The 25,014-nt window shown below is 66.4% G+C and carries 28 protein-coding genes and 1 pseudogene; 8 read left to right on the top strand and 21 right to left on the bottom strand.

Going from position 1 to position 25,014, the window contains the following annotated elements:
• Nucleotides 1–75: 75 nt before the first annotated feature.
• The 11 genes from rpsQ to rpsJ are packed head-to-tail and all read right to left on the bottom strand — an operon-like array spanning nucleotide 76 to nucleotide 5,384.
• Nucleotides 76–375, bottom strand: coding sequence for a 30S ribosomal protein S17 (gene rpsQ, locus VX037_RS00370; protein WP_235725558.1), 300 nt, complete (start codon nucleotides 373–375; stop codon nucleotides 76–78).
• Entirely contained in the window at nucleotides 372–605 is a 234-nt protein-coding gene (gene rpmC / locus VX037_RS00365; RefSeq protein WP_235725556.1) for a 50S ribosomal protein L29, read from the bottom strand. Before rpmC ends, rpsQ begins: the two co-directional genes overlap by 4 nt.
• Nucleotides 605–1,021 carry a 50S ribosomal protein L16 gene (gene rplP, locus VX037_RS00360; RefSeq protein ID WP_086534385.1) on the bottom strand — a complete coding sequence of 139 codons (417 nt, stop codon included), beginning with the start codon at nucleotides 1,019–1,021 and terminating at the stop codon, nucleotides 605–607. The genes rpmC and rplP overlap by 1 nt, the downstream gene beginning before the upstream one ends.
• Before the next feature lie 2 nt (nucleotides 1,022–1,023).
• Complete coding sequence (gene rpsC / locus VX037_RS00355; RefSeq protein ID WP_160900623.1) at nucleotides 1,024–1,836, bottom strand: 30S ribosomal protein S3; 813 nt, start codon at nucleotides 1,834–1,836, stop codon at nucleotides 1,024–1,026.
• A complete protein-coding gene (rplV, locus tag VX037_RS00350; protein ID WP_235725554.1) occupies nucleotides 1,836–2,246 on the bottom strand; it encodes a 50S ribosomal protein L22 in 411 nt (136 codons plus the stop codon). The genes rpsC and rplV overlap by 1 nt, the downstream gene beginning before the upstream one ends.
• The gene (gene rpsS / locus VX037_RS00345) at nucleotides 2,246–2,527 is read right to left on the bottom strand and encodes a 30S ribosomal protein S19 (protein ID WP_005170311.1); all 282 of its coding nucleotides are present in this window, start codon (nucleotides 2,525–2,527) and stop codon (nucleotides 2,246–2,248) included. Before rpsS ends, rplV begins: the two co-directional genes overlap by 1 nt.
• 20 nt (nucleotides 2,528–2,547) lie before the next feature.
• Nucleotides 2,548–3,384, bottom strand: coding sequence for a 50S ribosomal protein L2 (gene rplB / locus VX037_RS00340; RefSeq protein ID WP_235725553.1), 837 nt, complete (start codon nucleotides 3,382–3,384; stop codon nucleotides 2,548–2,550).
• Between the two features lie 30 nt (nucleotides 3,385–3,414).
• Entirely contained in the window at nucleotides 3,415–3,720 is a 306-nt protein-coding gene (gene rplW / locus VX037_RS00335; protein WP_235725551.1) for a 50S ribosomal protein L23, read from the bottom strand.
• A gap of 1 nt (nucleotide 3,721) precedes the next feature.
• Nucleotides 3,722–4,384, bottom strand: a complete 663-nt coding sequence (rplD, locus tag VX037_RS00330) for a 50S ribosomal protein L4 (RefSeq protein WP_235725550.1) — start codon at nucleotides 4,382–4,384, stop codon at nucleotides 3,722–3,724.
• Nucleotides 4,381–5,058 carry a 50S ribosomal protein L3 gene (rplC, locus tag VX037_RS00325; RefSeq protein WP_235725549.1) on the bottom strand — a complete coding sequence of 226 codons (678 nt, stop codon included), beginning with the start codon at nucleotides 5,056–5,058 and terminating at the stop codon, nucleotides 4,381–4,383. The genes rplD and rplC overlap by 4 nt, the downstream gene beginning before the upstream one ends.
• Nucleotides 5,059–5,078: 20 nt before the next feature.
• Complete coding sequence (gene rpsJ, locus VX037_RS00320; RefSeq protein ID WP_003938093.1) at nucleotides 5,079–5,384, bottom strand: 30S ribosomal protein S10; 306 nt, start codon at nucleotides 5,382–5,384, stop codon at nucleotides 5,079–5,081.
• A gap of 576 nt (nucleotides 5,385–5,960) precedes the next feature.
• Here rpsJ and VX037_RS00315 point away from each other — a divergent pair.
• The 4 genes from VX037_RS00315 (at nucleotide 5,961) to VX037_RS00300 (ending at nucleotide 11,036) form a co-directional block, all read left to right on the top strand.
• Complete coding sequence (locus tag VX037_RS00315) at nucleotides 5,961–6,434, top strand: hotdog fold domain-containing protein (protein ID WP_328712842.1); 474 nt, start codon at nucleotides 5,961–5,963, stop codon at nucleotides 6,432–6,434.
• A gap of 128 nt (nucleotides 6,435–6,562) precedes the next feature.
• Nucleotides 6,563–8,362: an N-acetylglutaminylglutamine amidotransferase gene (locus VX037_RS00310; protein ID WP_328712839.1), complete on the top strand. Its 1,800-nt coding sequence runs from the start codon at nucleotides 6,563–6,565 to the stop codon at nucleotides 8,360–8,362.
• The gene (locus tag VX037_RS00305; RefSeq protein WP_235725546.1) at nucleotides 8,359–10,332 is read left to right on the top strand and encodes a S9 family peptidase; all 1,974 of its coding nucleotides are present in this window, start codon (nucleotides 8,359–8,361) and stop codon (nucleotides 10,330–10,332) included. The genes VX037_RS00310 and VX037_RS00305 overlap by 4 nt, the downstream gene beginning before the upstream one ends.
• Nucleotides 10,329–11,036 carry a GntR family transcriptional regulator gene (locus VX037_RS00300; RefSeq protein ID WP_372475343.1) on the top strand — a complete coding sequence of 236 codons (708 nt, stop codon included), beginning with the start codon at nucleotides 10,329–10,331 and terminating at the stop codon, nucleotides 11,034–11,036. Before VX037_RS00305 ends, VX037_RS00300 begins: the two co-directional genes overlap by 4 nt.
• A 49-nt stretch (nucleotides 11,037–11,085) precedes the next feature.
• Here VX037_RS00300 and VX037_RS00295 read toward each other — a convergent pair whose 3' ends face one another.
• The 4 genes and pseudogenes from VX037_RS00295 to VX037_RS00280 form a co-directional block, all read right to left on the bottom strand.
• Nucleotides 11,086–12,210: an AraC family transcriptional regulator gene (locus VX037_RS00295; protein WP_328712838.1), complete on the bottom strand. Its 1,125-nt coding sequence runs from the start codon at nucleotides 12,208–12,210 to the stop codon at nucleotides 11,086–11,088.
• 49 nt (nucleotides 12,211–12,259) lie between these two features.
• Entirely contained in the window at nucleotides 12,260–13,276 is a 1,017-nt protein-coding gene (locus tag VX037_RS00290; protein ID WP_235725541.1) for a helix-turn-helix domain-containing protein, read from the bottom strand.
• Between the two features lie 102 nt (nucleotides 13,277–13,378).
• Entirely contained in the window at nucleotides 13,379–13,900 is a 522-nt protein-coding gene (locus VX037_RS00285; protein WP_235725539.1) for a hypothetical protein, read from the bottom strand.
• A 69-nt stretch (nucleotides 13,901–13,969) separates the two neighbouring features.
• A pseudogene (locus tag VX037_RS00280) lies at nucleotides 13,970–14,656 on the bottom strand (pyridoxal-dependent decarboxylase); the annotation flags it as partial.
• 286 nt (nucleotides 14,657–14,942) lie between these two features.
• On the opposite strand from VX037_RS00280, the gene VX037_RS00275 reads away from it, so the two are divergent.
• Nucleotides 14,943–16,511 carry an NCS1 family nucleobase:cation symporter-1 gene (locus VX037_RS00275; RefSeq protein ID WP_328712837.1) on the top strand — a complete coding sequence of 523 codons (1,569 nt, stop codon included), beginning with the start codon at nucleotides 14,943–14,945 and terminating at the stop codon, nucleotides 16,509–16,511.
• A gap of 14 nt (nucleotides 16,512–16,525) precedes the next feature.
• Nucleotides 16,526–17,254, top strand: a complete 729-nt coding sequence (locus tag VX037_RS00270) for an aspartate/glutamate racemase family protein (RefSeq protein WP_266061590.1) — start codon at nucleotides 16,526–16,528, stop codon at nucleotides 17,252–17,254.
• Nucleotides 17,255–17,267: 13 nt separating this feature from the next.
• Here VX037_RS00270 and VX037_RS00265 read toward each other — a convergent pair whose 3' ends face one another.
• Nucleotides 17,268–18,455 carry a CynX/NimT family MFS transporter gene (locus VX037_RS00265; RefSeq protein WP_328712835.1) on the bottom strand — a complete coding sequence of 396 codons (1,188 nt, stop codon included), beginning with the start codon at nucleotides 18,453–18,455 and terminating at the stop codon, nucleotides 17,268–17,270.
• 115 nt (nucleotides 18,456–18,570) lie between these two features.
• Nucleotides 18,571–19,251 (bottom strand): FadR/GntR family transcriptional regulator, encoded by a 681-nt coding sequence (locus tag VX037_RS00260; protein WP_328712833.1) that lies wholly within the window; start codon nucleotides 19,249–19,251, stop codon nucleotides 18,571–18,573.
• Nucleotides 19,252–19,380: 129 nt separating this feature from the next.
• On the opposite strand from VX037_RS00260, the gene VX037_RS00255 reads away from it, so the two are divergent.
• Complete coding sequence (locus VX037_RS00255; protein WP_266061592.1) at nucleotides 19,381–20,106, top strand: DsbA family protein; 726 nt, start codon at nucleotides 19,381–19,383, stop codon at nucleotides 20,104–20,106.
• 23 nt (nucleotides 20,107–20,129) lie between these two features.
• On the top strand, nucleotides 20,130–20,777 hold the full coding sequence (locus VX037_RS00250) for a vitamin K epoxide reductase family protein (RefSeq protein ID WP_266061593.1): 648 nt from the start codon (nucleotides 20,130–20,132) through the stop codon (nucleotides 20,775–20,777).
• Between the two features lie 145 nt (nucleotides 20,778–20,922).
• Here VX037_RS00250 and VX037_RS00245 read toward each other — a convergent pair whose 3' ends face one another.
• From VX037_RS00245 to mftE, 4 genes are read right to left on the bottom strand one after another with little or no spacing between them, the layout of a single operon-like run.
• Complete coding sequence (locus VX037_RS00245) at nucleotides 20,923–21,351, bottom strand: PPOX class F420-dependent oxidoreductase (RefSeq protein WP_266061594.1); 429 nt, start codon at nucleotides 21,349–21,351, stop codon at nucleotides 20,923–20,925.
• A gap of 26 nt (nucleotides 21,352–21,377) precedes the next feature.
• Nucleotides 21,378–22,712 carry a mycofactocin system GMC family oxidoreductase MftG gene (mftG, locus tag VX037_RS00240; protein ID WP_266061595.1) on the bottom strand — a complete coding sequence of 445 codons (1,335 nt, stop codon included), beginning with the start codon at nucleotides 22,710–22,712 and terminating at the stop codon, nucleotides 21,378–21,380.
• A gap of 2 nt (nucleotides 22,713–22,714) precedes the next feature.
• The gene (mftF, locus tag VX037_RS00235; protein WP_328712832.1) at nucleotides 22,715–24,151 is read right to left on the bottom strand and encodes a mycofactocin biosynthesis glycosyltransferase MftF; all 1,437 of its coding nucleotides are present in this window, start codon (nucleotides 24,149–24,151) and stop codon (nucleotides 22,715–22,717) included.
• A complete protein-coding gene (gene mftE, locus VX037_RS00230; RefSeq protein ID WP_328712830.1) occupies nucleotides 24,148–24,882 on the bottom strand; it encodes a mycofactocin biosynthesis peptidyl-dipeptidase MftE in 735 nt (244 codons plus the stop codon). Before mftE ends, mftF begins: the two co-directional genes overlap by 4 nt.
• Between the last annotated feature and the right edge of the window lie 132 nt (nucleotides 24,883–25,014).

Raw genomic sequence — 25,014 nt, 5'->3', positions numbered from 1 at the left:
CGGTGTCCGAACACGACAGCGGCCCGTCCCCCATCGGGGAACGGGCCGCGTGTACGTCTCGCGTCGGAGAACGGCCTACTTGGCCTTCTCCAGCACCTCGACGATGCGCCAGTGCTTGGTCGCCGACAGCGGGCGGGTCTCCATGATCCGCACGCGGTCGCCGATACCGGCGATCTCGTTCTCGTCGTGTGCCTTGACCTTGCTCGTGGTCCGGATGATCTTGCCGTACAGCGGATGCCGCGTACGATCTTCCAGCTCGACCACGATGGTCTTCTGCATCTTGTCGCTCACCACATAGCCGATCCGCTCTTTGCGGCTCGCACGCGGGTTGCTCGCGACGTTCTGGCTTGCGCTCACTGTCTGGTCCTCACTCATGCGTCATCACCATCCGGTCCCGACGCCAGACCCAGCTCACGCTCACGCATCACCGTGTAGATCCGCGCGATCTCGCGACGCACGGTCCGCAGACGACGGTTGTTGTCGAGCTGGCCGGTGGCCATCTGGAAACGAAGGTTGAACAGCTCTTCCTTCGACTCACGCAGACGATCGACCAGATCGGTGTCATTGAGCTCGCGCAGCTCAGACGCAGCCACTCCGAGTGCCATCAGAACTGCTCCTCTCTGGTCACGATGCGGGTCTTGATCGGGAGCTTGTGCTGCGCGCGACGCAAAGCCTCGCGAGCGGTCTCCTCGTTGGGGTAGGTCATCTCGAACAGCACGCGGCCCGGCTTGACCGGGGCCACCCACCATTCCGGCGAACCCTTACCCGAACCCATACGGGTCTCGGCAGGCTTCTTGGTCAGCGGACGGTCCGGGAAGATGTTGATCCACACCTTGCCGCCACGCTTGATGTGCCGGTTGATGGCGATACGAGCGGACTCGATCTGCCGGTTGGTGATGTACGCACCCTCGAGAGCCTGGATGCCGTAATCGCCGAACGTCACCTTGGTGCCGCCCTTGGCCTGGCCCTTCAGGCTGGGGTGATGCTGCTTGCGGTGCTTGACCCGACGGGGGATCAGCATGATCAGCCCTCCTGCTTCTCGGTGGCCGCACCAGCACCCGCGGTCGCCTCTGCCGGAGCCTCCGCCGCGCGTCCCGCGTCGGTGCTCGTGGCAGTGGTGCCCGAAGCACCGCTGCGACGGGGCCGGCTGGGCCGGCGGGGACGACGGTCCTCGGTGGCCGGCGCAGCTGCACTGAGCTCGCGCTTGCCGCCGACGATGTCGCCCTTGTAGATCCACACCTTCACGCCGATGCGGCCGAAGGTGGTCTTGGCTTCATAGAGTCCGTAGTCGATGTCGGCGCGCAGCGTGTGCAGCGGCACCCGACCTTCGCGGTAGAACTCACTGCGGCTCATCTCTGCGCCACCCAGGCGACCCGAGCACTGGACCCGAATGCCCTTCACGTTCGGCTGACGCATCGCCGACTGGATCGCCTTGCGCATCGCGCGTCGGAAGGCCACACGGTTGCTCAGCTGCTCGGCGACGCCCTGGGCCACCAGCTGGGCCTCGGACTCTGCGTTCTTCACCTCGAGGATGTTCAGCTGTACCTGCTTGCCGGTCAGCTTCTCCAGGTCACCACGGATCCGGTCGGCCTCGGCGCCGCGGCGACCGATGACGATGCCCGGACGGGCGGTGTGGATGTCGACGCGGACCCGGTCACGGGTGCGCTCGATCTCCACCTTGGCGATGCCGGCGCGCTCGAGTCCCGTGGACAGGAGCTTGCGGATGGCGACATCCTCTTTCACGTAGTCCGCGTACTGCTTGTCGGCGTACCACCGCGAACTCCAGTCGGTGGTGATGCCCAGACGGAAGCCGTGCGGGTTGATTTTCTGGCCCACTACTGAGCTCCCTTCTTCGGCTGACGTGAGCGTCCGCGGCCGGCGGGGGCCTTCTCGGGAAGGCTCTCGACGACGACGGTGATGTGGCTGGTGCGCTTGCGGATGCGGAACGCACGGCCCTGCGCACGCGGCTGGAACCGCTTGAGCGTGGGGCCCTCGTCGGCGAACGCGGTCGCAACCACGAGACTCCGGCGATCGAGGTCCAGGTTGTTCTCCGCGTTGGCGACGGCGCTGGCGAGCACCTTGTACACCGGCTCGGAGGCCGACTGCGGAGCGAACCGCAGGATGTCGAGGGCCTCGTCCACGTTCTTGCCGCGGATCAGGTCCAGCACCCGGCGTGCCTTCATCGGGGTGACGCGCACGAACCGTGCGGTGGCCTTGGCCGTGGGATTATCGGTCTGCGTAGTCATTACCGGCGCTTCGCTTTCCGGTCATCCTTGATGTGACCCTTGAAGGTACGGGTGGGGGCGAACTCGCCCAGCTTGTGCCCGACCATGGACTCCGAGACGAACACCGGCACGTGCTTGCGTCCGTCGTGGACGGCGAAGGTGTGACCGATGAAGTCGGGGATGATGGTCGAACGGCGCGACCAGGTCTTGATGACCTGCTTGGTGCCCTTCTCGTTCTGCGTGTCCACCTTGGCAAGCAGGTGGTCGTCGACGAACGGGCCCTTCTTGAGGCTGCGTGGCATTCTCTAACTCCCTCCTGTGCTTATCGCTTGTTCTTGCCGGTGCGACGACGCCGAACGATCAGCTGGTCGCTGGCCTTGTTCTTACGGGTCCGGCCCTCAGGCTGGCCCCACGGGCTCACCGGGTGACGACCACCCGAGGTCTTGCCCTCGCCGCCACCATGCGGGTGGTCGACCGGGTTCATCACGACGCCACGCACGGTCGGGCGCTTGCCCTTCCAACGCATACGGCCGGCCTTGCCCCAGTTGATGTTGCTCTGCTCGGCGTTGCCGACCTCACCGACGGTGGCGCGGCAGCGCACGTCGACACGACGGATCTCGCCGGACGGCATACGCAGGGTCGCGTAGGTGCCCTCCTTACCGAGCAGCTGGATGGCGGCACCGGCGCTACGGGCCATCTTCGCGCCACCACCCGGACGCAGCTCCACGGCGTGGATCTGGGTACCGGTCGGGATGTTGCGCAGCGGCAGGTTGTTGCCGGGCTTGATGTCGGCGCCGGCACCGCTTTCCACCACATCGCCCTGGTTCAGGCCGCGCGGGGCGATGATGTAGCGCTTCTCGCCGTCCACGTAGTGCAGCAACGCGATCCGCGCGGTGCGGTTCGGGTCGTACTCGATGTGGGCGACCTTGGCGTCGATGCCGTCCTTGTCGTTGCGACGGAAGTCGATGACGCGGTAAGCGCGCTTGTGACCGCCACCCTTGTGCCGGGTGGTGATGCGGCCGTGGGCGTTACGTCCACCGTGACCGTGCAACGGGCGAACCAGCGACTTCTCCGGATGGTCACGGGTGACCTCGGCGAAGTCGGCGCCACTGGCACCACGACGACCCGGGGTCGTCGGCTTGTATCTACGAATAGCCATGTTCTAGTCCCTCAGTTCTGCGAGTCCCGGTCAGCCGACCGGTCCTCCGAAGATCTCGATGGGCTTGCTGTCGGCGGCCAGGGTCACGATCGCGCGCTTGGTGTCCTTGCGCTTGCCGTAGCCGAAGCGGGTGCGCTTGCGCTTGCCCTGCCGGTTGGCGGTGTTCACGCTGGTGACCGTGACGTCGAAGATCTTCTCGACCGCGATCTTGATCTCGGTCTTGTTCGACTCCGGGTGCACCAGGAAGGTGTACACGTTGTCCTCCATGAGCCCGTAGGACTTCTCGGAGATCACCGGCCCCAGGATGATGTCACGCGGGTCTGCCTGCGTAGCCATCTCAGGCCTCCTTCTTCTGGGTGTTCTGCTCGATGAACGCGTTGAGCGTCTCGACGCTGAACACCACCTCGTCCGAGTCCAGGACGTCGTAGGTGTTGAGCTGATCCGGTGCGATCGGCAGAACGTTCTGCAGGTTCGCGACGCTCTTCCAGGCGGTCACGTCCTCACGGCCGAGGACCACCAGGAACTTGCGACGGTCGCTCAGTGCCTCGAGGAACAGACGTGCCGACTTGGTCGACGGGGTCTGCCCGGCCACCAGTTCGGTGATCACGTGGATGCGCTCGTTGCGGGCCCGGTCCGAGAGGGCGCCACGCAGGGCGGCGGCCTTCATCTTCTTGGGCGTGCGCTGGCTGTAGTCACGCGGCTGCGGACCGTGCACGGTGCCACCGCCGGCGAACTGCGGTGCGCGGGTCGAACCCTGTCGGGCGCGACCGGTGCCCTTTTGGCGGTACGGCTTGGCGCCGCCGCCGGAGACCGCACCACGGGTCTTGGTCGCATGGGTGCCCTGACGGCCTGCGGCCTGCTGGGCCACGACCACCTGGTGCATCAGCGAGATGTTGGCCGGTGCGTCGAACAGCTCGGCGGGCAGATCAACGGTGCCGTTGGTCGTGCCGTCGGCCGTCTTCACGTCCAGCGTCAGCTTTGTCGTTGTCTCGGTGCTCACTTGGTCGCACCACCCTTCACTGCGTCGCGGATCACCACGATGCCGCCCTTGCGGCCGGGGATCGCGCCCTTGATCAACAGCAGACCGGCTTCGGCGTCCACCGCATGCACGGTCAGGTTCTGTGTGGTCACGGTGTCGTTACCCATCCGGCCGGCCATCCGCATGCCCTTGAACACGCGACCCGGGGTGGCACAGCCACCGATCGAGCCGGGTGCACGGTGCACGCGGTGCGCGCCGTGGCTGGCACCGAGACCGGAGAAGCCGTGGCGCTTCATCGCGCCGGCGAATCCCTTGCCCTTGGAGGTGCCGGTGACGTCGACCTTGGTGCCGTTCTCGAAGATCTCGGCGGTCAGCTCCTGGCCGATCTCGAGTTCCGAGACGTCCGCGATGCGGATCTCGGCGAGATGACGGCGCGGGGTGACACCGGCCTTGGCGTACTGGCCGGCGACGGGCTTGTTGACCTTGCGCGGGTCGATGGCGCCGTAGGCCAGCTGCACGGCGGTGTAGCCGTCGCGGTCGGCGGTCCGGAGCTGGGTGATGACGTTCGGTCCGGCCTGGATGACCGTCACCGGGACGACACGGTTGTTCTCGTCGAAGACCTGGGTCATCCCGAGCTTGGTGCCCAGAATTCCCCGTGTGGCACTTTGATGGTTGGTCGCGCTCTGATTGCTCATGATTTCTTCTCGCCCCCCGCCTACTGGATGTTGACGTCGACGCTGGCCGGCAGGTCGATGCGCATCAGCGCGTCGACCGTCTTCGGCGTCGGGTCGAGGATGTCGATGAGTCGTTTGTGGGTGCGCATCTCGAAGTGTTCGCGGCTGTCCTTGTACTTGTGCGGCGAACGGATGACGCAGTAGACGTTCTTCTCGGTGGGCAACGGCACCGGGCCGACCACCCGTGCCCCGGTGCGGGTCACGGTTTCCACGATCTTGCGCGCCGAAGCGTCGATCGCCTCGTGGTCGTAGGCCTTGAGCCTGATGCGGATCTTCTGTCCCGCCACGCTGTGTCCTCTTCCGTCAGTTGTTCTCGACAGACAAACACCGCGTGACCTGATGCCGCCCCGAAGGACAAGCCGGCGCAATTCGCCGCTGGACACATGACCACCCGCGTGAGATTCGGGGATCGACGCTGTTCATCTATCGTTGTACGTTGGCTCGCCACTTGAGCGAACCGGCTGTGCTCCGGCACCCGCGGTCGGGCGTGTCGTGTCCGTACGCCTGATTCAGCGCACGCGTTACACGCCCTGGCCCGGAATCCGGGGCCTGGGAGTCATTCACCTGATCGAGGCCGCAGTGATCCTGCGTCCGCCGGTCAAGGCAACCCGAACAGTATGCACCACCCCGGGGCGCAGATTCAAATCCACTCCGGAACCCGACTCACCAGGCCTTGGCACGGCGGTCGACAGAACCCGGAATCTCGCCGAGAGAACCGCCCCAACCACCACCAGACCCGGCCCCCCTGAAGGTTCGCTCGGCGAGATTCCGGGTTCTGTCGACGCGAAAAAGGGTTCTGTCGACGCGAAACAGGGTTCCGTCGGCGAGCAGAACTGCACCTTACCGACGGGTAAGGTACCCCCATGACCTCCCCGACCTACAGCCTCCGTCGCCGCCTACCCGACAACGTCGTCGGCCACACCCTGTTCTCGCTGGGCATGGTCGCCCGGGTGCCCTACTTCGGCACGGTGCTGCCCTACGTCACCGACATGCGACCCGGCTACTGCCGGGTCACCGGGCCGAACTGGTTCGGCGTGCACAACCATCTCGGCACGTTCCACGCGATCGCCGCCTGCAACCTCGCCGAGGCGGCGATGGGAATGCTCATGGAGGCCAGCACCCCGACCACCCATCGGTGGATACCCAAGGCGATGTCCACCCGCTACCTCGCCAAGGCCACCACGCGGCTGACCGCCGAGGCGACCCTGCCCGCCGACGTTGACTTCGCGAGCATCGTCGAGGGGACCGATGTGGTGATCGATGTCCGAGTGCTCGACAAGCACGGCACCGAGGTGGTGCATTGCGACATCACCACATGGGTCACGCCGCACAACTGATCGTTCACTCTGCCACCCCCGCCACATACTTCTAGGCTGAGACGGCGGGGATGCGCAGTGGACACGTCGCACCGGCGGCTGTGCAGGCGAGGGCGCCTGACGACGGGGCAATGGGAGAGGACTCAGAAATGTGCGGCGTATGTGGTGAGATCCGGTTCGACGCAACTTCTCCGGACATCTCGGCGGTTGACGCGATGACCTGCGAGATGACCCGACGCGGCCCCGACGGCTCCGGCGTGTTCGCCAAGGGCTCGGTTGCACTGGGCCATCGGCGGTTGAAGATCATCGACCTCACCGAACGCGGCGGCCAGCCGATGGTCGACCCGGAACTGGCCCTGGCACTGGTGTTCAACGGCTGTATCTACAACCATCGCGAACTACGCGGCGAACTCGAGGCCAAGGGCTACCGCTTCTTCTCCCATGCCGACAGCGAGGTGATCCTCAAGGCCTTCCATGCGTGGGGCCCCGACTGCGTCGACCATCTCATCGGAATGTTCGCCTTCGCCGTCGTCGACACCGACAGCGGCACGGTGACCCTGGCGCGCGACCGCCTCGGCATCAAGCCGCTCTACATCGCCGAGACCCCCGGACGGCTCCGGTTCGCCTCGTCGGTGCAAGCGCTGTTACGTGCCGGTGATGTCGATACCTCGATCGACCGGGTCGCACTCCATCATTACTTCAGCTTCCACGCGGTGGTGCCCGCACCACACACCATCTACAACGGCATCCGGAAACTGCCTCCGGCCACGGTGCGCACCATCACACCGGACGGGCGCAGCACCGAACGACGCTACTGGGAACCGAGTTTCGAACCGCATCCGGATCGAGCCGACTGGGACGAACGGCGCTGGCAGCACGAGATCCTGGAGTCGCTGCGCACGTCGGTCCGGCGCCGCATGGTCGCCGACGTCCCGGTGGGCGTCCTGCTGTCCGGAGGGGTCGACTCCTCGCTGGTGGTGGCGCTGCTGGCCGAGCAGGGGCAACACGATCTGGCCACCTTCAGCATCGGGTTCGATTCGGCCGGAGGAGAATCCGGCGACGAGTACGCCTACTCCGATCTGATCGCCGACACCTTCGCCACCGATCACCACAAGATCCACATCGGCACCGACCGCCTGCTGCCGGCGGTCCCCGACACCGTCGCCGCGATGGGCGAGCCGATGGTCAGCCACGATTGTGTTGCCTTCTACCTGCTCTCCGAGGAGGTCAGCAAGTCGATCAAGGTGGTGCAATCCGGGCAGGGCGCCGACGAGATCCTGGGCGGATACTCCTGGTATCCACCTTTGCGTGACACCCCACGCTCCGACACCACCAAGGCCTACGCCAACGCATTCTTCGACCGCGGCCATCGCGCTGTCCTGGACATCCTCGACGAGCGCTATCACGTTGACGCCGACTACGACCCGAGTTGGGAGTTCGCGCTGGCCCACCAGTCCGCGCCGGGCGCGCGTACGGCCGTCGACGCCGCACTGCGGCTCGACACCACCGTGATGCTGGTCGACGACCCGGTCAAGCGCGTCGACACGATGACTATGGCGTGGGGTCTGGAGGCCCGAGTGCCGTTCCTCGATCACGAGTTCGTGGAGCTGGCCGCGACCTGTCCGCCCGACCTCAAGCTGGCCCACGGCGGAAAGGGAGTTCTGAAGCAGGCCAGCCGATCCCTGCTGCCCGCTGCGGTGATCGACCGCACCAAGGGCTATTTCCCGGTACCGGGAATCCGCCATCTCGACGGCGGACTGCTCGACCTGGTCACCGACACGCTGCGGTCGAGCGCGGCGGTGGACCGCGGTCTGTACCGGCCGGCGGCCCTCGACCGACTCTTCGCCGACCCCAACGGAATCCGTACCACCCTCGACGGCAACGAACTCTGGCAGGTCGCGCTGCTGGAGATGTGGTTGCAGAGTATGGAAGCGATCACCGCTCGATGACCGCTCGCGAGCCGTTCGCGTCGGGCCCCACCATCGACCCGCGGGCCACCGCACCGACCAGTCGGGTCCGGTTCGACGACCGGGGCTGGCACACCTATGGCGCATCGGTCTCTCCGGACGGGTCGGCTTTCGCCTACATCGTCGACGACGGCGACGGCTATCCACGCGCGGCCCAGCGGTCGTTGTCCACCGACGGCGTCGGCGAACTCCGCTGGGTGCGACTTCGTGCCAACGGCCCGGTGCGCCGGGTGATCCACTCCACCGACAGCCGCTGGCTGGCCGTGGAGATCGCCCCCAGCGGCGGCGAGCATCACCAGGTGTGGGTGGTCACCACCGACGCCGAGGACGACACCGCCTATCGGGTCGGCGCCACCAGGCCTGACGGACGCTCGTTCGGAACGGTGTCGCTGGTCGGCTGGGACACCGATTGGGTGCTGATCACCGCCACCGAACCCGATGGCACCGCCCACAGTCTGCGGGTGCACCCCGGCACGGGCACGACGATGACCCTCGACGTCCGCGTCGGCGGGGCCCTCATCGACTCGTGGAAGGGCGCAACACTCGTGCGGGTCGGCCCCCGGGGGTATCGCGACATCGTCCTCATCCGTCGCCGGATCGACACCGTCGAGGACGCCATCGCCATGACGCCGCTGCTGCCGAACGATCCCGGCTCGGTCACCGATCAGGGCTACATCCTCGATCAGGGTTTCGACCATCCGTCCCTGGTGTTCGTGGGTCCGCCGCAGGACGAACAACGCGATCTCGACAGTGTGCAGGCGTTGGTAGTCAGCGACTTCGACGCCAAATTCCCGCGTCTGCTCGGCGTGGAAGTGGCCGATCGCGGGGTGCGGTTCCGGGTGTTGGCCCAACGGCCGGACGTCGGCGTCGACGAGTTCGCCGTGTCGCATGACCAGTCCACCGTCGCGCTCCTGTGGAATCATGCCGGCCGCAGTGAACTTCAGATCCTCACCCTGCCCGATCAGACGCTGCACGAACCGATCCGATTGCCCGGCGAGGTGGCGCACGAGCTGTCCATCAGCGCCGCCGGCAAACTCGTCGCGGTCACCGTCTCCAGCCCGCAGCGCTCTCCACTCGTCCACCTGATCAACACGATCAGCCGCGATGTGGTTGCGGTCCGCGACGACGTGGTCGCTGGCGACGGACCGTCGGCCGCGTTGCGGCCCGAACTCGTGCAGTTCTCCGCACGGGACGGTATGCCTCTGTCCGGATGGCTGTTTCGGGCAACACCGAACGACGGATCGGGCCCCGGTCCGACGCTGGTGTACTTCCACGGCGGTCCCGAGGGCCAGACCCGGCCCGAGTACAACTTCCTGTTCGGACCGCTCGTCGACGCCGGCATCACCGTGTTTGCCCCCAACGTGCGCGGATCGTCGGGCTACGGCCGACTGTTCTCTCACGCCGACGACCGTTACGGGCGCTACGCCGGCATCGACGACGCGGCAGACTGTGCCGAATATCTGATCGACCACGGCATCGCCGATCCCGACGCGGTGTACTGCGCGGGACGCAGTTACGGTGGCTATCTCACCCTGGCGTGTCTGACCTTTCATCCCGACATGTTCGCCGCCGGGATCGCGATTTGCGGCATGAGTGATCTGGAGTCGTTCTTCCGCAACACCGAACCGTGGATCGCGGTGGCCGCCTACACCAAGTACGGGCACCCCGAGTCCGACCGCGAACTGCTCGCCGACCTCTCCCCGATCCACCGGATCGACGACGTCCGCGCACCCCTGCTGGTCATCCACGGGGCGCACGACACCAACGTCCCGGTCAGTGAATCCCAACAGATGGTCGACGAGCTGCGTGCGCGCGGCGCGGTCGCCGAGCTGTTGCTGTTCAACGACGAAGGGCACGAGATCGTCAAACGGCACAACCAACAGATCCTCACCGAAGCCGTGGCCGGATGGATTCACGCACATCCCTCGCGCGCCACCGGAGCCCGCCGATGACCTCCCGGATGACCGAACGGCTGATCGCACAACTCGTCGAAACCCGTTCGGACAGTGCGCGTGCGAACGTCCTCGAAGAGCTGCGTCGGCTGATCCTGTCCGGCGGCGCGCCACCGGGCATCCAACTCCCGCCCGGCGAGCTCGCCGACGCCTTCCAGGTGAGTCCGATCCCGGTGCGCGAGGCCCTCAAGACCTTGGTGGGTGAGGGCCTCGTGGTACATCAGCGCAACGCCGGATATCGCGTGAGCCAGCTGTCCATCGACGAGCTGCGCGAGATCTACTTCGTGCGGGGCACTCTCGAGCAGGCTGCACTGGCACAAGCCGTGTCGCGTATCGACGCCGCCGGCATCGAGCGTGCCCGACGCCATCACGACGAACTGGTCACCGCGGTCAAATACAGCGATCGCAAGGCTTTCCACGACATCTCGCGCGAGTTCCATCGCGAGTTGACCGCACCGTGCGCGATGCCGCGTCTGCTCAACATGTTCGAGGCGACCTGGAATCTCACCGAGCCCTTCCAGGTGATGCGCTCGGTGGGCACCACCGTCCAGGAAGCACTCAACACCGATCACGCGAACATGCTCGAGGGGTTCGTCGCCGGCGACACCGAAGCAGTGCTGGAGGTGGCGCAAACACATCATCGGCGTCTGGAGAGTGCGGTCATCGAGACCGCCGCGTCGCTGGACGTCCGCCACGACGGGTGACCGTCAGGGCGGCGACTGAATCACTCCGGGACGCTGGTGGGCGAGAGCCTCAGAGGTCGGCCACCTCGCCGGGACCGAAACGGCCGGCCGGGGCACCTGCGATGGTGTGCCCGGCCCGGTATTCGGTCGGCGTCACGCCGAACGCTGCGCGAAAACGGTTGCGCATCGTCGCCGACGACGAGAAGCCCGACCGGGCCGCGACGTCGGTGAGGCGCAACTCCGGCCGTGCGTCAAGCAGGATCCGCACCTCCTCGAGTCGTCGCTCGGCGATAACCGCCGCCAACGATTCGCCGGAATCGGCGAAGTGGCGATACAGCTGACGCCGGCTCACGTGCAGCTCGCGGGCCACATCCGCCACCGCGAAGTCCGGGTCGGCGAAGCGTCGTTCCACCAGTTGCAGGGTGCGTTCACGAACCGCTCGGCTCGTGTCGTCGACGCTGTGCGTGCGGTAGGCCTGCTGCGCCAGAACCGATCTCAGTAGCCCGACGGCTGCGCGTTGGGCGAGGACATCGGTGACCTCGGTCGATGTCCCTGCTGCTGCGGTCTGTCCGAACCGTCGGAGAAAAGTGGTCGCGGCCCGAACCAGTGCCGTGTCCGGCGAGACCGGGCGCGACCGGTGCAACGCCTGCACGACATCCCGACCGAGCACGGAGGCCTTCACCGTGAGCTGGACAGTCTCGCAGATGTCGTCCACCGTCATCGTCGCCGGCTCCGCGGTGCTGAGAATGATGAGCTGCCCGGCCCGAAAATCTTCCTCGGGTCGCCCGGCCAGCGACAACCGGCCCGGGGCGGACGTGATCAGCAACACGAGTTCGGCATCCACGGCCGGGTCGACTTCACGCCGCGAGCGAATCACCGAACACGGCATCGCGAGCGCGTCGACAATGGTGATCGCACCCACCTGATGGACTCTGACCAGTGCCTCGAAGCCGTCGGCACTCCTCGATACGACCCGCAGCGGACCCAGGAACTCAGCCAGACCGCGGCGGCCCCGGAAACGGCGAATCGTCACACCGGGATCGTCTGCTCCTGCTGCCGATCGCCAGCGATCCACCCGATCGCGGTCAATTCCTGATGGCTGTGCCACCCCGAGGGCGCCCGAATCCGCGAAGTACGGCGGAAGCGAGCCGACGGGCACGATGTGGCCACGCGGTCCCGCGCAGACCTCGGTCATCTGTACGCCCCGGTCATCGGTACGCCCCGGTCATCGGTACACCCCTGGGTCATCGATCCACCTCGCCACCGTCGAGTGCACCTGACTGCAGCTGTCGCCGATATGTCGCGGGACCGACGCCGAACTTCGCCCGAAATCTGTTGCGCAGGGTGGCCGCGGAGGTGAACCCCGCCGCCTGCGCGACCCCGTCGAGTCGGACCCGTGCGGGTTGCGCAAGCAACGTACACGCCCAGTCCAGCCGACGATCGGCGATCATCTCCGGCAGCGAGAGTCCCTGTCCCTCGAGCCCGCGGTAAAGGTGTCGTTTGCTGATGTGAAGGTGGCGGGCGATGGCGTCCACCCCGAAATCCGGGTCGCGGAAGTTGCGCTCGATCAGGTCGATGACCGCCTCCCGCAAGAACAGCGGATTGCCGCGTAGATCGTCACCGGCGTGCTCCTGTTCGAGCGTCGCGCGCACGACTTCGATGGCCGCGAGTTCGGTGTCGAGGTCGATGTCGGCGCCACCGAAGGCGGCATCGCGGGCCAACCGGACGACCAGCGAAGCGCACGACCGGCTCAGCACCGTGTCGGGTGCGATCGGCGATACTGTTGCGCCACCCGCGATCTCGGCGCCCATCAGCTCTGTGGGCACCCAGATCCCGGTGGCATCGGTCACCCCGTGGGTGCGCAGGTCATACGGCCGTCGGCTATCGGTGATCGACATCTGACCGGGTTCGGCCGACACCCGGTGGCCGTTGGCGTCCCCGGTGGTGCGTCCGATCGTCTGACACGCCACGATCAGAAAGTTCGATGGATACTCACGAATCCGTGCGCTGGTACGTCGTGTCCGCGCGGCCGTCTGCAGAATGCTGAAGGCGATGATCTTCGAGAACGGACGCCACAGGGCCAACTGCTCGAACTCGTCGGGATCGTCGGCTTCCAGTTCGACGAGATCGGCATAGGCGTCGATGCCGTGCCGACCGCGAGTACGGACCTGGCGGGAACGCAGACTCCCCAATTCGTGTGCTGGTCCGTTCAGTCGGCGCCAACGATCGACGACCGCTGGGTCGAGTCCAGAGCCCGTCACGTCACATGCGGCCTTTCTCACGGGTCCCCGACCGACGTCTGATCCTCCCATCGCGACGTGGACACAGACATGGACTTTGGTCCTGTTCTGCGGCGACATCGGTCATGTGTCGTCCGCCTCCGGCAGCACGATTGCGGACGCGACAAAGAAGCAGATCGCGCCGATGAACGTACCGAGGTTCGCCAGCACTGCGTCCACGGTGACGCCGTTCGTGGTTATGTAGGCGCCGACCGCCGACACCCCGAAAGCGATGCAGCCCAACATGTTGATCTGACCCGACCACCAGTCGCGCTTGCGCGGTGCCCAGGCCCGGTCGGTGTGCGAGTAGGCGATCAGCACGAAGAACCCGCTGATGAGGAACGCCACCGAACCCTCCGCGTTCGGGGTCCACACCAAATGCTTCTGCGCGGCAATCGAGTGCGCGGCGAGCGCCGCCCCGGTGCTGACGTTGAACAGCAAAGTCCCGACGAACTGAGTCGCTGCCGCCAGCCACTGGGCCCGGACCATCGTTCCCGGCGCATATCCGACCGCCACGGTGACCGGCCCGCTGGTGACGAGTTGGATGAACGCGGCACCGGTGAAGAACCGCGTCGCCCGGGGTCGGCAGCGGTGTCGAGGATGCATCGGCGGTCTCCTCCGTCGAAGAGTCGTCGGCGCGACCGGGACAGGCTCCGGGTCGCGCCGACGTCCAGCTCAGTGATGAAAGTGTGACCCGGTCCCCTCGCTCGGCATCGGCGCCGAGAGATTGTCCAGGAACGCGACCTCACTTTCGAGATCGCGCAACAGTGCATCGGCCAGGTCGCGGCTCAGGGCGGCCCGAACGACGATGCGCTGCAGGGTCAGGTCCGCGAGATCGTCGGCCATCGGATAGGCCGGCACCAGCCACCCCTTCATCCGCAGCCGATCCGAGAGGTCATACAGCGTCCACTTGTCGGTGTGGTCGGCCTTCAACTTCCACGCGAAGACCGGGATGGTGTCGCCTTTGCTGACCAGTTCGAAGGGGCCGATCTCGGCGATCGCGGACGACAGGTACTGCGCGACGTCGAGGGAGCCTTGCTGCACCTGGCGATATCCTTCCCGGCCCAGCCGCAGGAACTGGTAGTACTGCAGCAGCACCTGCGCACCGGGGCGGGAGAAGTTCAACGCCAGGGTGGGCATGTCGCCACCCAGGTAGCTGCAGTGAAAGATCATGCTCTCCGGCAGCGCCGCCTTGTCGCGCCAGATGATCCACCCCAGGCCGGGATAGACCAGCCCGTACTTGTGGCCGGAGGTGTTGATCGACACCACCCGTGGCACACGGAAGTCCCACTCGAGTTCGGGCTGGCAGAACGGTGCGATCATGGCGCCCGAGGCACCGTCGACGTGGATCTTGATGTCGAGTCACCGTCGGAACAAATTGGCCGTCGGCATGGCACGGACTTGCTCATCGACGACGGTCGCCACCAGTTGGGTCGGCGCCGTTGTGGCACACAGTTTCGCTTTGAGCGGCACAGATCGTGACTACGGACGGTAGCGGAAGGCTCCGTGGAACCTCACTCCGGTAGAGCCGGACCAATCGGAGAAAATATATCCCTTCGTTAATTGCCGGGTAACAATGCGTTCCTAACTTCTTACTCATCAGCGCATCCCCGACCCGCGCTGACGGTCACCATCAGGGAGATTGCACATGTCAGCACCATCTGCCGACACCGTGACCGCGCATGAAAGCGCGGCCGGTGAGAGCGTCATCAAACTCGGGTATCACCAGAACCTCACCAATTCCGACCTCGCGCCTCTGAAAGAACAGAAGTGGACCTGGTACAACATCTTTGCCTTCTGGATGTCGGATGTGCACAGTGTTGGTGGTTACGTCTTCGCCGGCAGTCTGTTCGCGTTGGGAATCGCTGCCTGGCAGGTGCTCGTCGCCCTGGTGGTCGGCATCGTCATCGTCAATGTCCTGTGCAACCTCGTCGCGAAACCGTCGCAACTCGCCGGGGTTCCCTACCCGGTCACCACACGCGTCTCGTTCGGGGTCAAGGGCGCCAACATACCGGCCATCATCCGCGGATGTATCGCTGTGGTCTGGTACGGAATTCAGACATATCTGGCATCGGTCGCATTCGGTCTGCTCGCGCTCAAGTTCTGGCCGGGCCTGGAACCCTGGGGTGATGTCGATCAGCATGGCTTCCTGGGACTGAGCATTCTCGGCTGGGCCGGCTTCATCTTGATGTGGATTCTGCAGGCGTTCGTGTTCTGGAACGGAATGGACACCATCCGCAAGTTCATCGACTTCTGTGGTCCGGCCGTCTATGTGGTGATGATCGCGCTCGCGGCTTACCTGATCGTCGAGGCGGGTTGGGACAATGTGAGTTTCGACCTGTCGACCGGCCCCGGTCTGTCCGGCTGGTCGTCGGTCACCCAGATGATCAGCGCCATCGCACTGGTGGTCTCCTACTTCTCCGGGCCCATGCTGAACTTCGGTGACTTCTCTCGCTACGGCAAGACGTTCAGCGAGGTCAAGAAGGGCAACTTCTGGGGTCTGCCGGTCAACTTCTTGTTCTTCTCGATCCTGGTTGTGTGCACCGTCTCGGCGGGCGCCACCGTGATCGGCCGTGACGACGACGGCAACATCATCACCGATCCGGTGCACATCGTCGACCGGATCGACAACACCACCGCCGCGGTCCTGGGTGTGCTGACCTTCGCCATCGCCACGATCGGCATCAACATCGTGGCCAACTTCGTCTCGCCCGCCTTCGACTTCTCGAATGTGGCCCCCACCAAGATCTCCTGGCGCACCGGCGGCATGATCGCCGCAGTCGGGTCGGTCCTGATCACCCCCTGGAACCTGTTCAACAACCCGACGGCGATTCATTACACGATGGACACCCTGGGAGCGGTGATCGGCCCGTTGTTCGGCATCCTGATCGTCGACTTCTACCTCATCAAGAAACAGAAGATCGAAGTCGACGACCTCTTCAGCATGGACCCCGGCAAGTCCTACTCCTACCGCAACGGATGGAACCCAGTGGCGATCATCTCGGTCATCGTCGCGTCCATCCTGCCGATCAGCTTCGTCATCTGGGGCACCGCGTATCAAGCCAGCTTCACCTGGTTCATGGGCGCCGCGGCCGGGGCGGTCGTCTACTGGCTGGGCATGACCTTCGCGCCCAAGAGCTTCATCTACGACACCGGCGAAGAGCCGCCGGTGCTCTCCACCGCGAAAGACGGCAAGCTCCAGCCGTCGGCCCTCTAGGAGTACGACACACGATGCGCATCTGCGTCATCAATCCCAACACCGCGGCGGCGATGACCGAGGTCATCGCCGCCGCGGCGCGGTCGGTCGCGCGACCCGACTGCGAGATCGTCGCCGTCACCTCCACCATGGGGCCGGAGTCGATCGAAAGTCACTACGACGAAGCGCTTGCGGTGCCCGGCCTGCTGCGGGCCATCGCCGACAACCCCGGCGCCGACGGCTACCTCGTCGCCTGCTTCGGCGATCCCGGCCTCGACGCCGCCCGGGAAGTGGCCGACGCCCCGGTTCTCGGGATCGCAGAGGCAGCAATGCATCTCGCCGCCCCGCTGGGACGGACATTCTCCATCGTCACCACTCTCGACCGCACCATCGGCCGGGCCGTCGACCTGGTGGCGCATTACGGATTCGCCGGCCAGTGCGGCGGTGTACACGCCTGTGACATCCCGGTCCTGGAACTGGAGACCAACCCGGCGACCGCGGACATCCTGGAGAAGGCCTGCAGCGAGGCGCTGCGCACCGACGGGTCGGACGCCATCGTCCTCGGCTGCGCCGGGATGGCCGACCTCGCCCAGCGGATCGGCGCCGCCATCGATGCGCCCGTCATCGACGGCGTCGCCGCCGGCGTGGGGATGCTCGCCGCGCTGGCCGCGATGGGCGGACGTACCGGAACGGCTTCGGGCGAGTTCCGGGCACCGCCACGCAAACGCTACTCGGGCGCTTTGCAAGACTTCGAGATCAGCTGAGCCAATTGAGCACTCACACCCGGATCGTGACGTCGCGAGCCGCGGTGAGTGCCGACAACGCCTGTGGCACCAACGCCATCGCCAGCACCGCCATCGCGATGGTCCACGAGCCGGTGACATCGTGCAGCGCACCGATCAGGAACGGCCCCGCGGCGGCCACGACATACCCGATCGACTGGGCCATCCCAGACACCTGGCCGGTGACCGCGGTCGATGGACTACGCATCACCATGAACAGCAATGCCAGGCTGATCGACGCCCCCGGACCGGACATGACGAGCATGACCCACACAGTGGTGAGGTGATCGGTGCACAACAGGCCAACGAAACCGATCGCGCACACCGCCACCACGAGTAACGTCACCAGTCGCTGATCGGCGCGGCGACCGGCGACGATCGGGACCAGCAGCGACGCCAGCAATGCCACGACCTGCCCCAGCGCGAGAATCGTGCCTGCCTCGGCGGTGCTGCGTCCCTGGTCGATAAGGAACTGCGGCAGCCACGCGGTGAACGTGTAGAAGACCAACGATTGGGCGCCCATGAACACCGTGATCGCCCAGGCGATCCGGTTGCGCAGCAGCTGTCGCGATGTGCCGGCGACCACGACACGATGTACCTGCCCCAGCTGAGGCAACCAGACGATCAGCGCCAGGAGTACCAGCAACGTCCAACACGTCAGTGTCAGTTGCCAATTGCCATCCAAACGGGTGTCGATGGGCACGGTCAGGCCGGCGGCGACCGCAGCACCACCGGACAGTGTCATCGAGTACAGCCCGGTCATCAGACCCGATCGGTGCGCGAAATCCCGTTTGATCAAGGCCGGCAAGACGACGTTGCAGACGCCGATCGCCGCGCCGATCACCGCCGAACCCGCGAGCAGACACATCACGTTCGAAACGAACCGCAGCCCCATTCCGCCGATCAACAGCACCAGGGCGCCGAACACCGTCCGTTCGATGCCGAACCGGGCGGCCACCCGTGGGGCAAACGGCGCGCTGAGGCCGAAGAACAGCACCGGCAGCGTGGTCAGCAGACCCGCGGTGGCGCTGCTGAAACCGAGATCACGCATGATGTCGTCGATCAGCGGGGCCACCGAGACCACCGGCGGACGAAGATTCGCCGCGACGAGCATGATGCCGATCGCGGCGACCACCGCACTCAGCGACCGTCCGTTCACCGATGGGCGGACCGCAGGTTTCATCCGCGGCAACCGCATACTCGCTTCGGCCCTGCGTCCGCCGCGACTTGCGCGGTTGTGGGGTGGCTGCGCGGTTGCAGAAGAACTACTTCTCGGGGCGGTGGCCGCGCGGGGTCGATCATGCCGACAGCCCGCGACGCGCGTGGTCGAGGTAGGAATGCACGGCGGCACGCGCCGCGGCGGCGTCCCCGGCCGCGACCGCATCCACCAGCGCCCGATGCCCGGGAGGATGCACCCCGTCGGCGATCGTCGCGTCGACGACCTGCTGGTGCATGTGCGCCATCACCTCGATGATGCCGCCGTAGAGTTCGATGAGCAGACCATTGCCCGACGCGTTCACGACTGCGACGTGAAAGGCTATGTCAGCCTGGGTATATGCCGCCATGTCGCCACTGGCGAGGGTGCGTTCCGCACGCGCCAGACAGGCATACAGATCGGCAACACATCCTGCATCCGCGACAGCAGCCGCCTCGGCGGCCGCTTCCGCCTCGATCGCCTGCCGCGCGCCCAAGAACTCCAGCTGTGCCCGCTCGGGCACGCACCGCGCGATTGCCGCGGTGAGCATGTTGGCACTGCGCACATAGGTGCCGTCGCCCCGTCGGGGCACCAACATCCCGGAATGCTCGAGCGCCCGCACGGCCTCGCGGATCGAGTTCCGGCCCACCGCGAATTGCTCCACGAGTTCCGGCTCGGCCGGGATCCGCTCCCCGACCGGCCACTGCCCACTCCGGATCAGCTCCTGCATCCGGACCACCACGAGTTCGCTGGTTCGGGGCGGTGGCGGGATGACATCGGACACGGCAAACAACCTAACATCCCATGTTTGTTCAACCTTGATTCGGCCCTCCGGTCGAACCAAGTAGCCTGTTCGGGGGAAGACCCCGACCACGCATCCGTCCAACCCACGAAGCAGAGGCATCAGTACCCCATGGCCCAGAACTCGAAGAAGGTCATCGTCGATCCCCGCCAGGCGGAGAAGCGCCGATCAACGCTCCTCAAGATCGGCGCAGCGGTTGTGTTGATCGCCATCGCCGTGGGCATCGGATTGTGGGCCGTGCTGTCCAACGAGTCGAGCACCGGCAGCTCATCGGAGGTCACCGTCGCCACCGACGACAACGCCTTCCGGATCACCACCGCCCCGGCGGGCAGCACGCCGCCCGCCGTGTTGACCATCGCCGAGGATTTCCAGTGCCCTGCGTGCCGCCAGTTCGAAGAGCAATTCGGGCCGGTCCTCGAGGAGTTGCGCAACAACCCACAGGTCGCCGTGGACTACATGCCGATCGCGATCCTCGACCGGATGTCGACCACCGACTACTCCACACGCGCGGCGAACGCATCGGCGTGTGTCGCAGAGTCGACCGCGACGAACGGCGATTTCACGACCTGGTTGCAGTTCCACAACACGCTGTATGCCCAGCAGCCCAGTGAGGGCGGCGCCGGCCTGTCCGACGACCAGCTGAACAATCTCGCCACCCAGGCCGGAGCGAACAACGTCCGGCAGTGCATCGACGACCAGCAGTTCGCCGACTGGGTCGCCGACACCACCCAGCAAGCCGCCGTCACCGCCACCCCGACCGTTCGGCTCAACGGTGAAGACGTGCAGCTGTCGACGCCGGAGGCGTTACGCGACGCAGTTCTCGCGGCCACGAACTGAATCATCCCGGAGAACACCGCATCATGACCGAGACCACCGACCAGTACGGCGGCACACCCACACCTCCCGACGACGCAGACGACGCCGCAGTCCGCGGGTGGACGAGGCTGATGCCGGCATCACGAGTGATCGGGGTGATCGTGCTCGTTGCAGGCGTGATCGGCCTGATCGCGTCCGCCACGTTGACGATCGAGCGCTTCGAACTGGCCATCGATCCGTCGTACACGCCGAGCTGCAGCATCAACCCGGTGCTCTCATGCGGCTCGGTCATGGTGACCGATCAGGCAGCCATCTTCGGCTTCCCGAACCCACTGATCGGCATCGCGGCCTTCTCGGTCATCGTGGTGACCGGTGCCCTTGCGACCGCGGGAGTTCAACTGCCCCGGTGGTATTGGCTCGGTCAGACCCTGGGCACCCTCGCCGGGTTCGTGATGATCAACTGGCTCGTCTTCCAGAGTCTGTATCGCATCCACGCCTTGTGCCCGTACTGCATGGTGGTGTGGACCGTGACACCGTTGATCCTGGTGCTGAGCGCCGGTCGGGTGTTCGGATCGTCGCGCGTCGGACGCGAGATCCGTTCATGGCTGTGGGTGTTGCTGCCCGTCTGGTACGCGGTCGTGATCGTCGCCATCGGCGTGGAGTTCTGGGACTACTGGTCGACCTTGATCTGACCTCCCAGATCCACCGCAGCCCCTTCCCGTTGGCTGGCGCCGTTTACCGTTGACTGGGCGCCGTTTACCGTTGACTGGGCGCCGTTTACCGTTGACTGGGCGCCGTTTACCGTTGACTGGGCGCCATTGGCGGAGTTCGGCGGAGTCAGGCCGATACATCAAGCGCGGCGACGATCTTCGTCGGCTCGACCCACACGACGAGTTCGCCCGGCACACCGTTGCGTGCGCCGAACTCCTCGGCGCGATCGGCTCCCATGTACCGACGGCCGCATTCGGTCGCGATCCGACGCACTTCCGGTAGGTCGTCGGCGGTGACCGCCAGGCCCTGGATCTGCACGAAGGCATACGGCGGACCAGGCAGGTCGACCGTCAACACCACACGCGGATCTCGGCTCATCGCACGTGCTTTCGCGGTCGTGGCACCGGTGTTGAACGCGATCCGGTCACCGTCGAGCACAAACCACACGGGCGCCGCCAGCGGCCTTCCGTCACCGGCCACCCATCCGAGGTGCCCCGTCCGGGTGCCGGCGGTGAGGAACTCACGGATCTCGGGGTCATTCAGTGACGCGGTCATGGCGCCAGCCTACGCATCGGGCGGTTTCAGCGCGCCGCCAACACGTCGCCGATTCGCACGGCGATCATCATGATCGTCGCGTGCGGTCCGCTGCGTCCGGCGGCCGGCAGGATGGAGCCGTCCACGACCCGAAGGCCGGTGAGTCCGTCGAGCCCTCCGAGGTCATCGGTCCGTACTCCCATCGGAAGGCTCCCCCAGGCGTGCTGGGAGGTCCGCACCACTGGGTCGACGACGATCGACCCCGGTTCGACGACGCCGCCGAATGTCGACGAGTTCAACATATCTCGCACCGACTCGGCGCCGAGCGCCATCCGGCGCGCACTGGCTGGATCGACCGTGCCGAGGTCGACGAGGAGTCCGGTGTCGCCGACCCGAACCGCGCCGAGGGACCCAGGTCGCATCCCCGCCACCCCCACGGCCGGGCCGACCGGTTCCACACCTTTCACGAATCTCGCCATATCGGTGCTGTAACAACGTATCTCCACGTCGTCGGCGGTGTGGACCACCGACTGCAGCAACGCCGTCGGCATCACCTGAGGGTCCACGTGGCGCCGGTAGTGCACCAGCACCTCACGATGTTCGTGGAGCGGCAGCGTGCCGCCGGACCCGATGAGGCTCCCCAGTCCGGAGCGGAGCAGGATCCCGGCGGTACCGAGCGTGCCCGCGCTCAGCACGACCTCACCGACCGACATCCGGTCGGCACCCACGCGCACCCCGGTGACCCGACGGCCGGCCACCATCACTTCCGCCACCTCTGCATCGGTGATCACCGTCAGGTTGGGTCGGTCGATCGCGGGCCGGAGATACGCTTCGGCCGACGTGCGCCGCAGCGGCCCCTCCCGGTTGGACCGCACACGATTCACGCCGACGATGGGCCACGGATCCGCGGTGGCACGCACCGGCATGGCCTGGGCCCAGTAAGACTCGAAAAGACGCACCACATCGACGAGTTCGTCGTCTGCGAAGGCAGTCACTCCCATGGTGCCGTCCGGTGCGTCGAGTTCGTCATAGGCGTGTGCGATCGCCTCTGGTGACCATTGCGCCGGCCAGTCATCGAAGTCATCGCGATGCCAGCGCAGGAAGTACCCCCCGTTGACAGCCGACGACCCACCGAGCGCGCTGCCCCGCACCACCGGGAGTCCCGTGGCCTCGGTGTGGCCCCGGGCGAAGCCGGCGCCGTGCTCGATCGGCAACACCTGTAGATCGCGAACGGCCGGGGGCGGCCAGTCACGCGGTCCGCGCTCGAGCACGACGACGGCGCGCCCGGGGTCACGCGAGAGCCGCTCGGCGATGACGCATCCGGCACTGCCCGCACCCACCACCACCACGTCGGCGGTCGTCGGAAGTCGTCGCGTCGTCACCTTTATGTGGTCAACACCGGCCGCAGCGCCCCGAGGTCGCGCTGCGCGATGGCACCCTGCCACAACCCGGCTCCGTAGGCCAGATCGTCGAGTCGCCGAAACACGGTGTACCAGAGCGGCCCCAGGGCTGGACCCGACGCCGGGTCCGCGACGACCTCACGCGCCCATGACACGACCCCCTCGACCAGCGCGACCTCCACAGCGAGCCGCCGGAAGCGTGCGGAGAACAACGCCAGCAGGACCGCGACGGGCCAGTAGTGCCGGCAGATCGCACCTGCCGCCTGCAGCAGGCCGAACCCCACGGCTCGGCCCGTCATCTGCGTGGCAACCAACGGCGCGTCCGGCAGCTCGCCGAGGCGTCGCCGCAGCCGCGCACCCGTGTATACGACGATGATCATCGCGATGGCCAGCCCGATTCGAGTGCGGGTGAGCAATGCGCCGACGGCCACCGCCATGGGGATCGACATCACCACCGGTGCGGCGAACCCACCGTGACGGTCGGCCAGGTGCGCCGCGCCGGTCCCGTAGTAACGACGACGCCCGAGCACCGACCGGACATCCGAGCGGTGATCGTGGGCCACCCGCGCGACCGGGTCGTACCGAACTCGCCAGCCGGCCTTGTGGGTGCGCCAGCACAGGTCCACGTCCTCGGCCACCCGCAGCGACTCGTCGAACTGACAGAAAGCTTTGCGGCGCACCACCATCGCCGCGCTCGGCACATACGGGACCCGGCTGCCGGGCACCACCGAGCACTCTTCGGGGCCCATGTCGAGCGAAGAATGTCCGTTCTCATATCGCTCGACCTTCGATGCCTCGCGCGCGGCGCGGGAGAGGCCGACGATACGCGGGGCGACGATGGCGACCGACGGGTCCGAGAAGTGCCCGAGCAGCATGGTCAGCCAATCGGCGGTCGGGACGACGTCGGAGTCGAGGAAGGCGACGAAGTCTGTGGTGGCGGCCGCTGCACCGGCGTTGCGCGCCGACGACGGGCCACGATTGCCATCGAACCGGATGAGCTCGACGTCAGGCCCGTCGACCCGGATCGGCGTGCGCGACCCGTCGTCGACGACGATCACCTTGACGCCGTCGACCGAGCGCAGCAGTCGGTCCACGCCCGCTTGATTGTCACGAACCGGCACCACGATCGTGACGTCGTCGGGCGCAGGCCCGAACATGGGCCGGGGGTTGGCGATTCCGCTGTCGAGCAAGCGCCGCGCGAGGCGTCGCGTGGCCGGGTCACATACCTCGATACGGCCGTCGGCAGAGGTCATCCCGAGTGCGGTGTCGGTCAGCCGCAGCATGCGGGTCGGGGAACCCCCGACAAGGAACCGCAGGTCACGCCGACGCGCGCAGCGCATGTCGATCTGCACCTGGAACCCGTCGGGCAGCGCGTGGTCGACGGTGGCCACGGCCTCGGGCGGCCGGTCGAGTGCGGTCATCCGAGCCGCCCGCTCTCGTCAACGTGCCAGTCGGCCAACGCCGAATCGAGCCGTGCCACGAGTTCGTCGAGCAACCGGGCCCCGTGCTCGCCGTTGGCTCCGGTCGGGTCGCCGAGTACGCCGTTGGCGCTGACCGCGGCCACCCCACCGGTGCGCATGGCCGGCAGCAGTGTCGCCACCGGGGCCGTGTTGCCCGCCTGCGCCGCGGTCGCACAGACCTCTGACGGCGAAAAGTGCAGCAACACCGATGTTTCGGCGTGTCCGGCGTGGGCGTCGGCTTCGGGAAAAGCGCAGGGGAACCAGGCAGCGTCACGCCCCTCGTAGCGCAGTCGACGCACGGCCGTCGCGAGAGTGTTCGCGTTGCCGCCGTGTCCGTTGACGAACAGCAGGCGATCGGCCCAGCGACAGGCGCTTCGTCCGTACTCCACCAACAGCAACTCCAACGCGGCGTGACCGAGCGAGATGGTGCCGGGAAAACCCTCGTGCTCTCCGCTGGCGCCGTAGTTCAGTGCCGGAGCCGTCAGCACCGACGCCGCATCGCCCGAGGGTCCGGCATCCCGATGCCCGCCCTCCGCCACCCGCTCGGCGACCGCCTGGGCGATCCGGGTGTCGGTGTCCAGGGGCAGGTGCGGCCCGTGTTGTTCGGTCGCACCCAGCGGGACCAGGAGGGTGACCGTGCAGTCTGACAATTCGGGCCATGACAGCTGTCCCAATGCGGCCCGACGCTCCATTCGTTCAACTCTAGCGATGCGGTGCGCCACTGTTAACCGGGTCGGCGCATTTGTTCGATAGAAATCCCGCATCCATCCGATCGGATGGACCGCCTGTCCGAGCGCTCGATCGGTTGTGGGATGCTGGACCGG

Source organism: Gordonia sp. Z-3, assembly GCF_036233855.1.
GTDB lineage: Bacteria > Actinomycetota > Actinomycetes > Mycobacteriales > Mycobacteriaceae > Gordonia > Gordonia tangerina.
The sequence above is the reverse complement of the archived record's forward strand: the minus strand, read 5'-3'. Positions and strand labels throughout refer to the sequence as shown.

What these genes read in the sequence shown, in the direction of transcription:
- rpsQ (WP_235725558.1), bottom strand. Translation starts at nt 375, where the DNA reads ATGAGTGAGGACCAGACAGTGAGCGCAAGCCAGAACGTCGCGAGCAAC.
- rpmC (WP_235725556.1), bottom strand. Translation starts at nt 605, where the DNA reads ATGGCACTCGGAGTGGCTGCGTCTGAGCTGCGCGAGCTCAATGACACC.
- rplP (WP_086534385.1), bottom strand. Translation starts at nt 1,021, where the DNA reads ATGCTGATCCCCCGTCGGGTCAAGCACCGCAAGCAGCATCACCCCAGC.
- rplV (WP_235725554.1), bottom strand. Translation starts at nt 2,246, where the DNA reads ATGACTACGCAGACCGATAATCCCACGGCCAAGGCCACCGCACGGTTC.
- rpsS (WP_005170311.1), bottom strand. Translation starts at nt 2,527, where the DNA reads ATGCCACGCAGCCTCAAGAAGGGCCCGTTCGTCGACGACCACCTGCTT.
- rplB (WP_235725553.1), bottom strand. Translation starts at nt 3,384, where the DNA reads ATGGCTATTCGTAGATACAAGCCGACGACCCCGGGTCGTCGTGGTGCC.
- rplW (WP_235725551.1), bottom strand. Translation starts at nt 3,720, where the DNA reads ATGGCTACGCAGGCAGACCCGCGTGACATCATCCTGGGGCCGGTGATC.
- rplC (WP_235725549.1), bottom strand. Translation starts at nt 5,058, where the DNA reads ATGAGCAATCAGAGCGCGACCAACCATCAAAGTGCCACACGGGGAATT.
- VX037_RS00315 (WP_328712842.1), top strand. Translation starts at nt 5,961, where the DNA reads ATGACCTCCCCGACCTACAGCCTCCGTCGCCGCCTACCCGACAACGTC.
- VX037_RS00310 (WP_328712839.1), top strand. Translation starts at nt 6,563, where the DNA reads ATGTGCGGCGTATGTGGTGAGATCCGGTTCGACGCAACTTCTCCGGAC.
- VX037_RS00305 (WP_235725546.1), top strand. Translation starts at nt 8,359, where the DNA reads ATGACCGCTCGCGAGCCGTTCGCGTCGGGCCCCACCATCGACCCGCGG.
- VX037_RS00300 (WP_372475343.1), top strand. Translation starts at nt 10,329, where the DNA reads ATGACCTCCCGGATGACCGAACGGCTGATCGCACAACTCGTCGAAACC.
- VX037_RS00295 (WP_328712838.1), bottom strand. Translation starts at nt 12,210, where the DNA reads ATGACCGAGGTCTGCGCGGGACCGCGTGGCCACATCGTGCCCGTCGGC.
- VX037_RS00285 (WP_235725539.1), bottom strand. Translation starts at nt 13,900, where the DNA reads ATGCATCCTCGACACCGCTGCCGACCCCGGGCGACGCGGTTCTTCACC.
- VX037_RS00275 (WP_328712837.1), top strand. Translation starts at nt 14,943, where the DNA reads ATGTCAGCACCATCTGCCGACACCGTGACCGCGCATGAAAGCGCGGCC.
- VX037_RS00270 (WP_266061590.1), top strand. Translation starts at nt 16,526, where the DNA reads ATGCGCATCTGCGTCATCAATCCCAACACCGCGGCGGCGATGACCGAG.
- VX037_RS00265 (WP_328712835.1), bottom strand. Translation starts at nt 18,455, where the DNA reads ATGAAACCTGCGGTCCGCCCATCGGTGAACGGACGGTCGCTGAGTGCG.
- VX037_RS00255 (WP_266061592.1), top strand. Translation starts at nt 19,381, where the DNA reads ATGGCCCAGAACTCGAAGAAGGTCATCGTCGATCCCCGCCAGGCGGAG.
- VX037_RS00250 (WP_266061593.1), top strand. Translation starts at nt 20,130, where the DNA reads ATGACCGAGACCACCGACCAGTACGGCGGCACACCCACACCTCCCGAC.
- VX037_RS00245 (WP_266061594.1), bottom strand. Translation starts at nt 21,351, where the DNA reads ATGACCGCGTCACTGAATGACCCCGAGATCCGTGAGTTCCTCACCGCC.
- mftF (WP_328712832.1), bottom strand. Translation starts at nt 24,151, where the DNA reads ATGACCGCACTCGACCGGCCGCCCGAGGCCGTGGCCACCGTCGACCAC.
- mftE (WP_328712830.1), bottom strand. Translation starts at nt 24,882, where the DNA reads ATGGAGCGTCGGGCCGCATTGGGACAGCTGTCATGGCCCGAATTGTCA.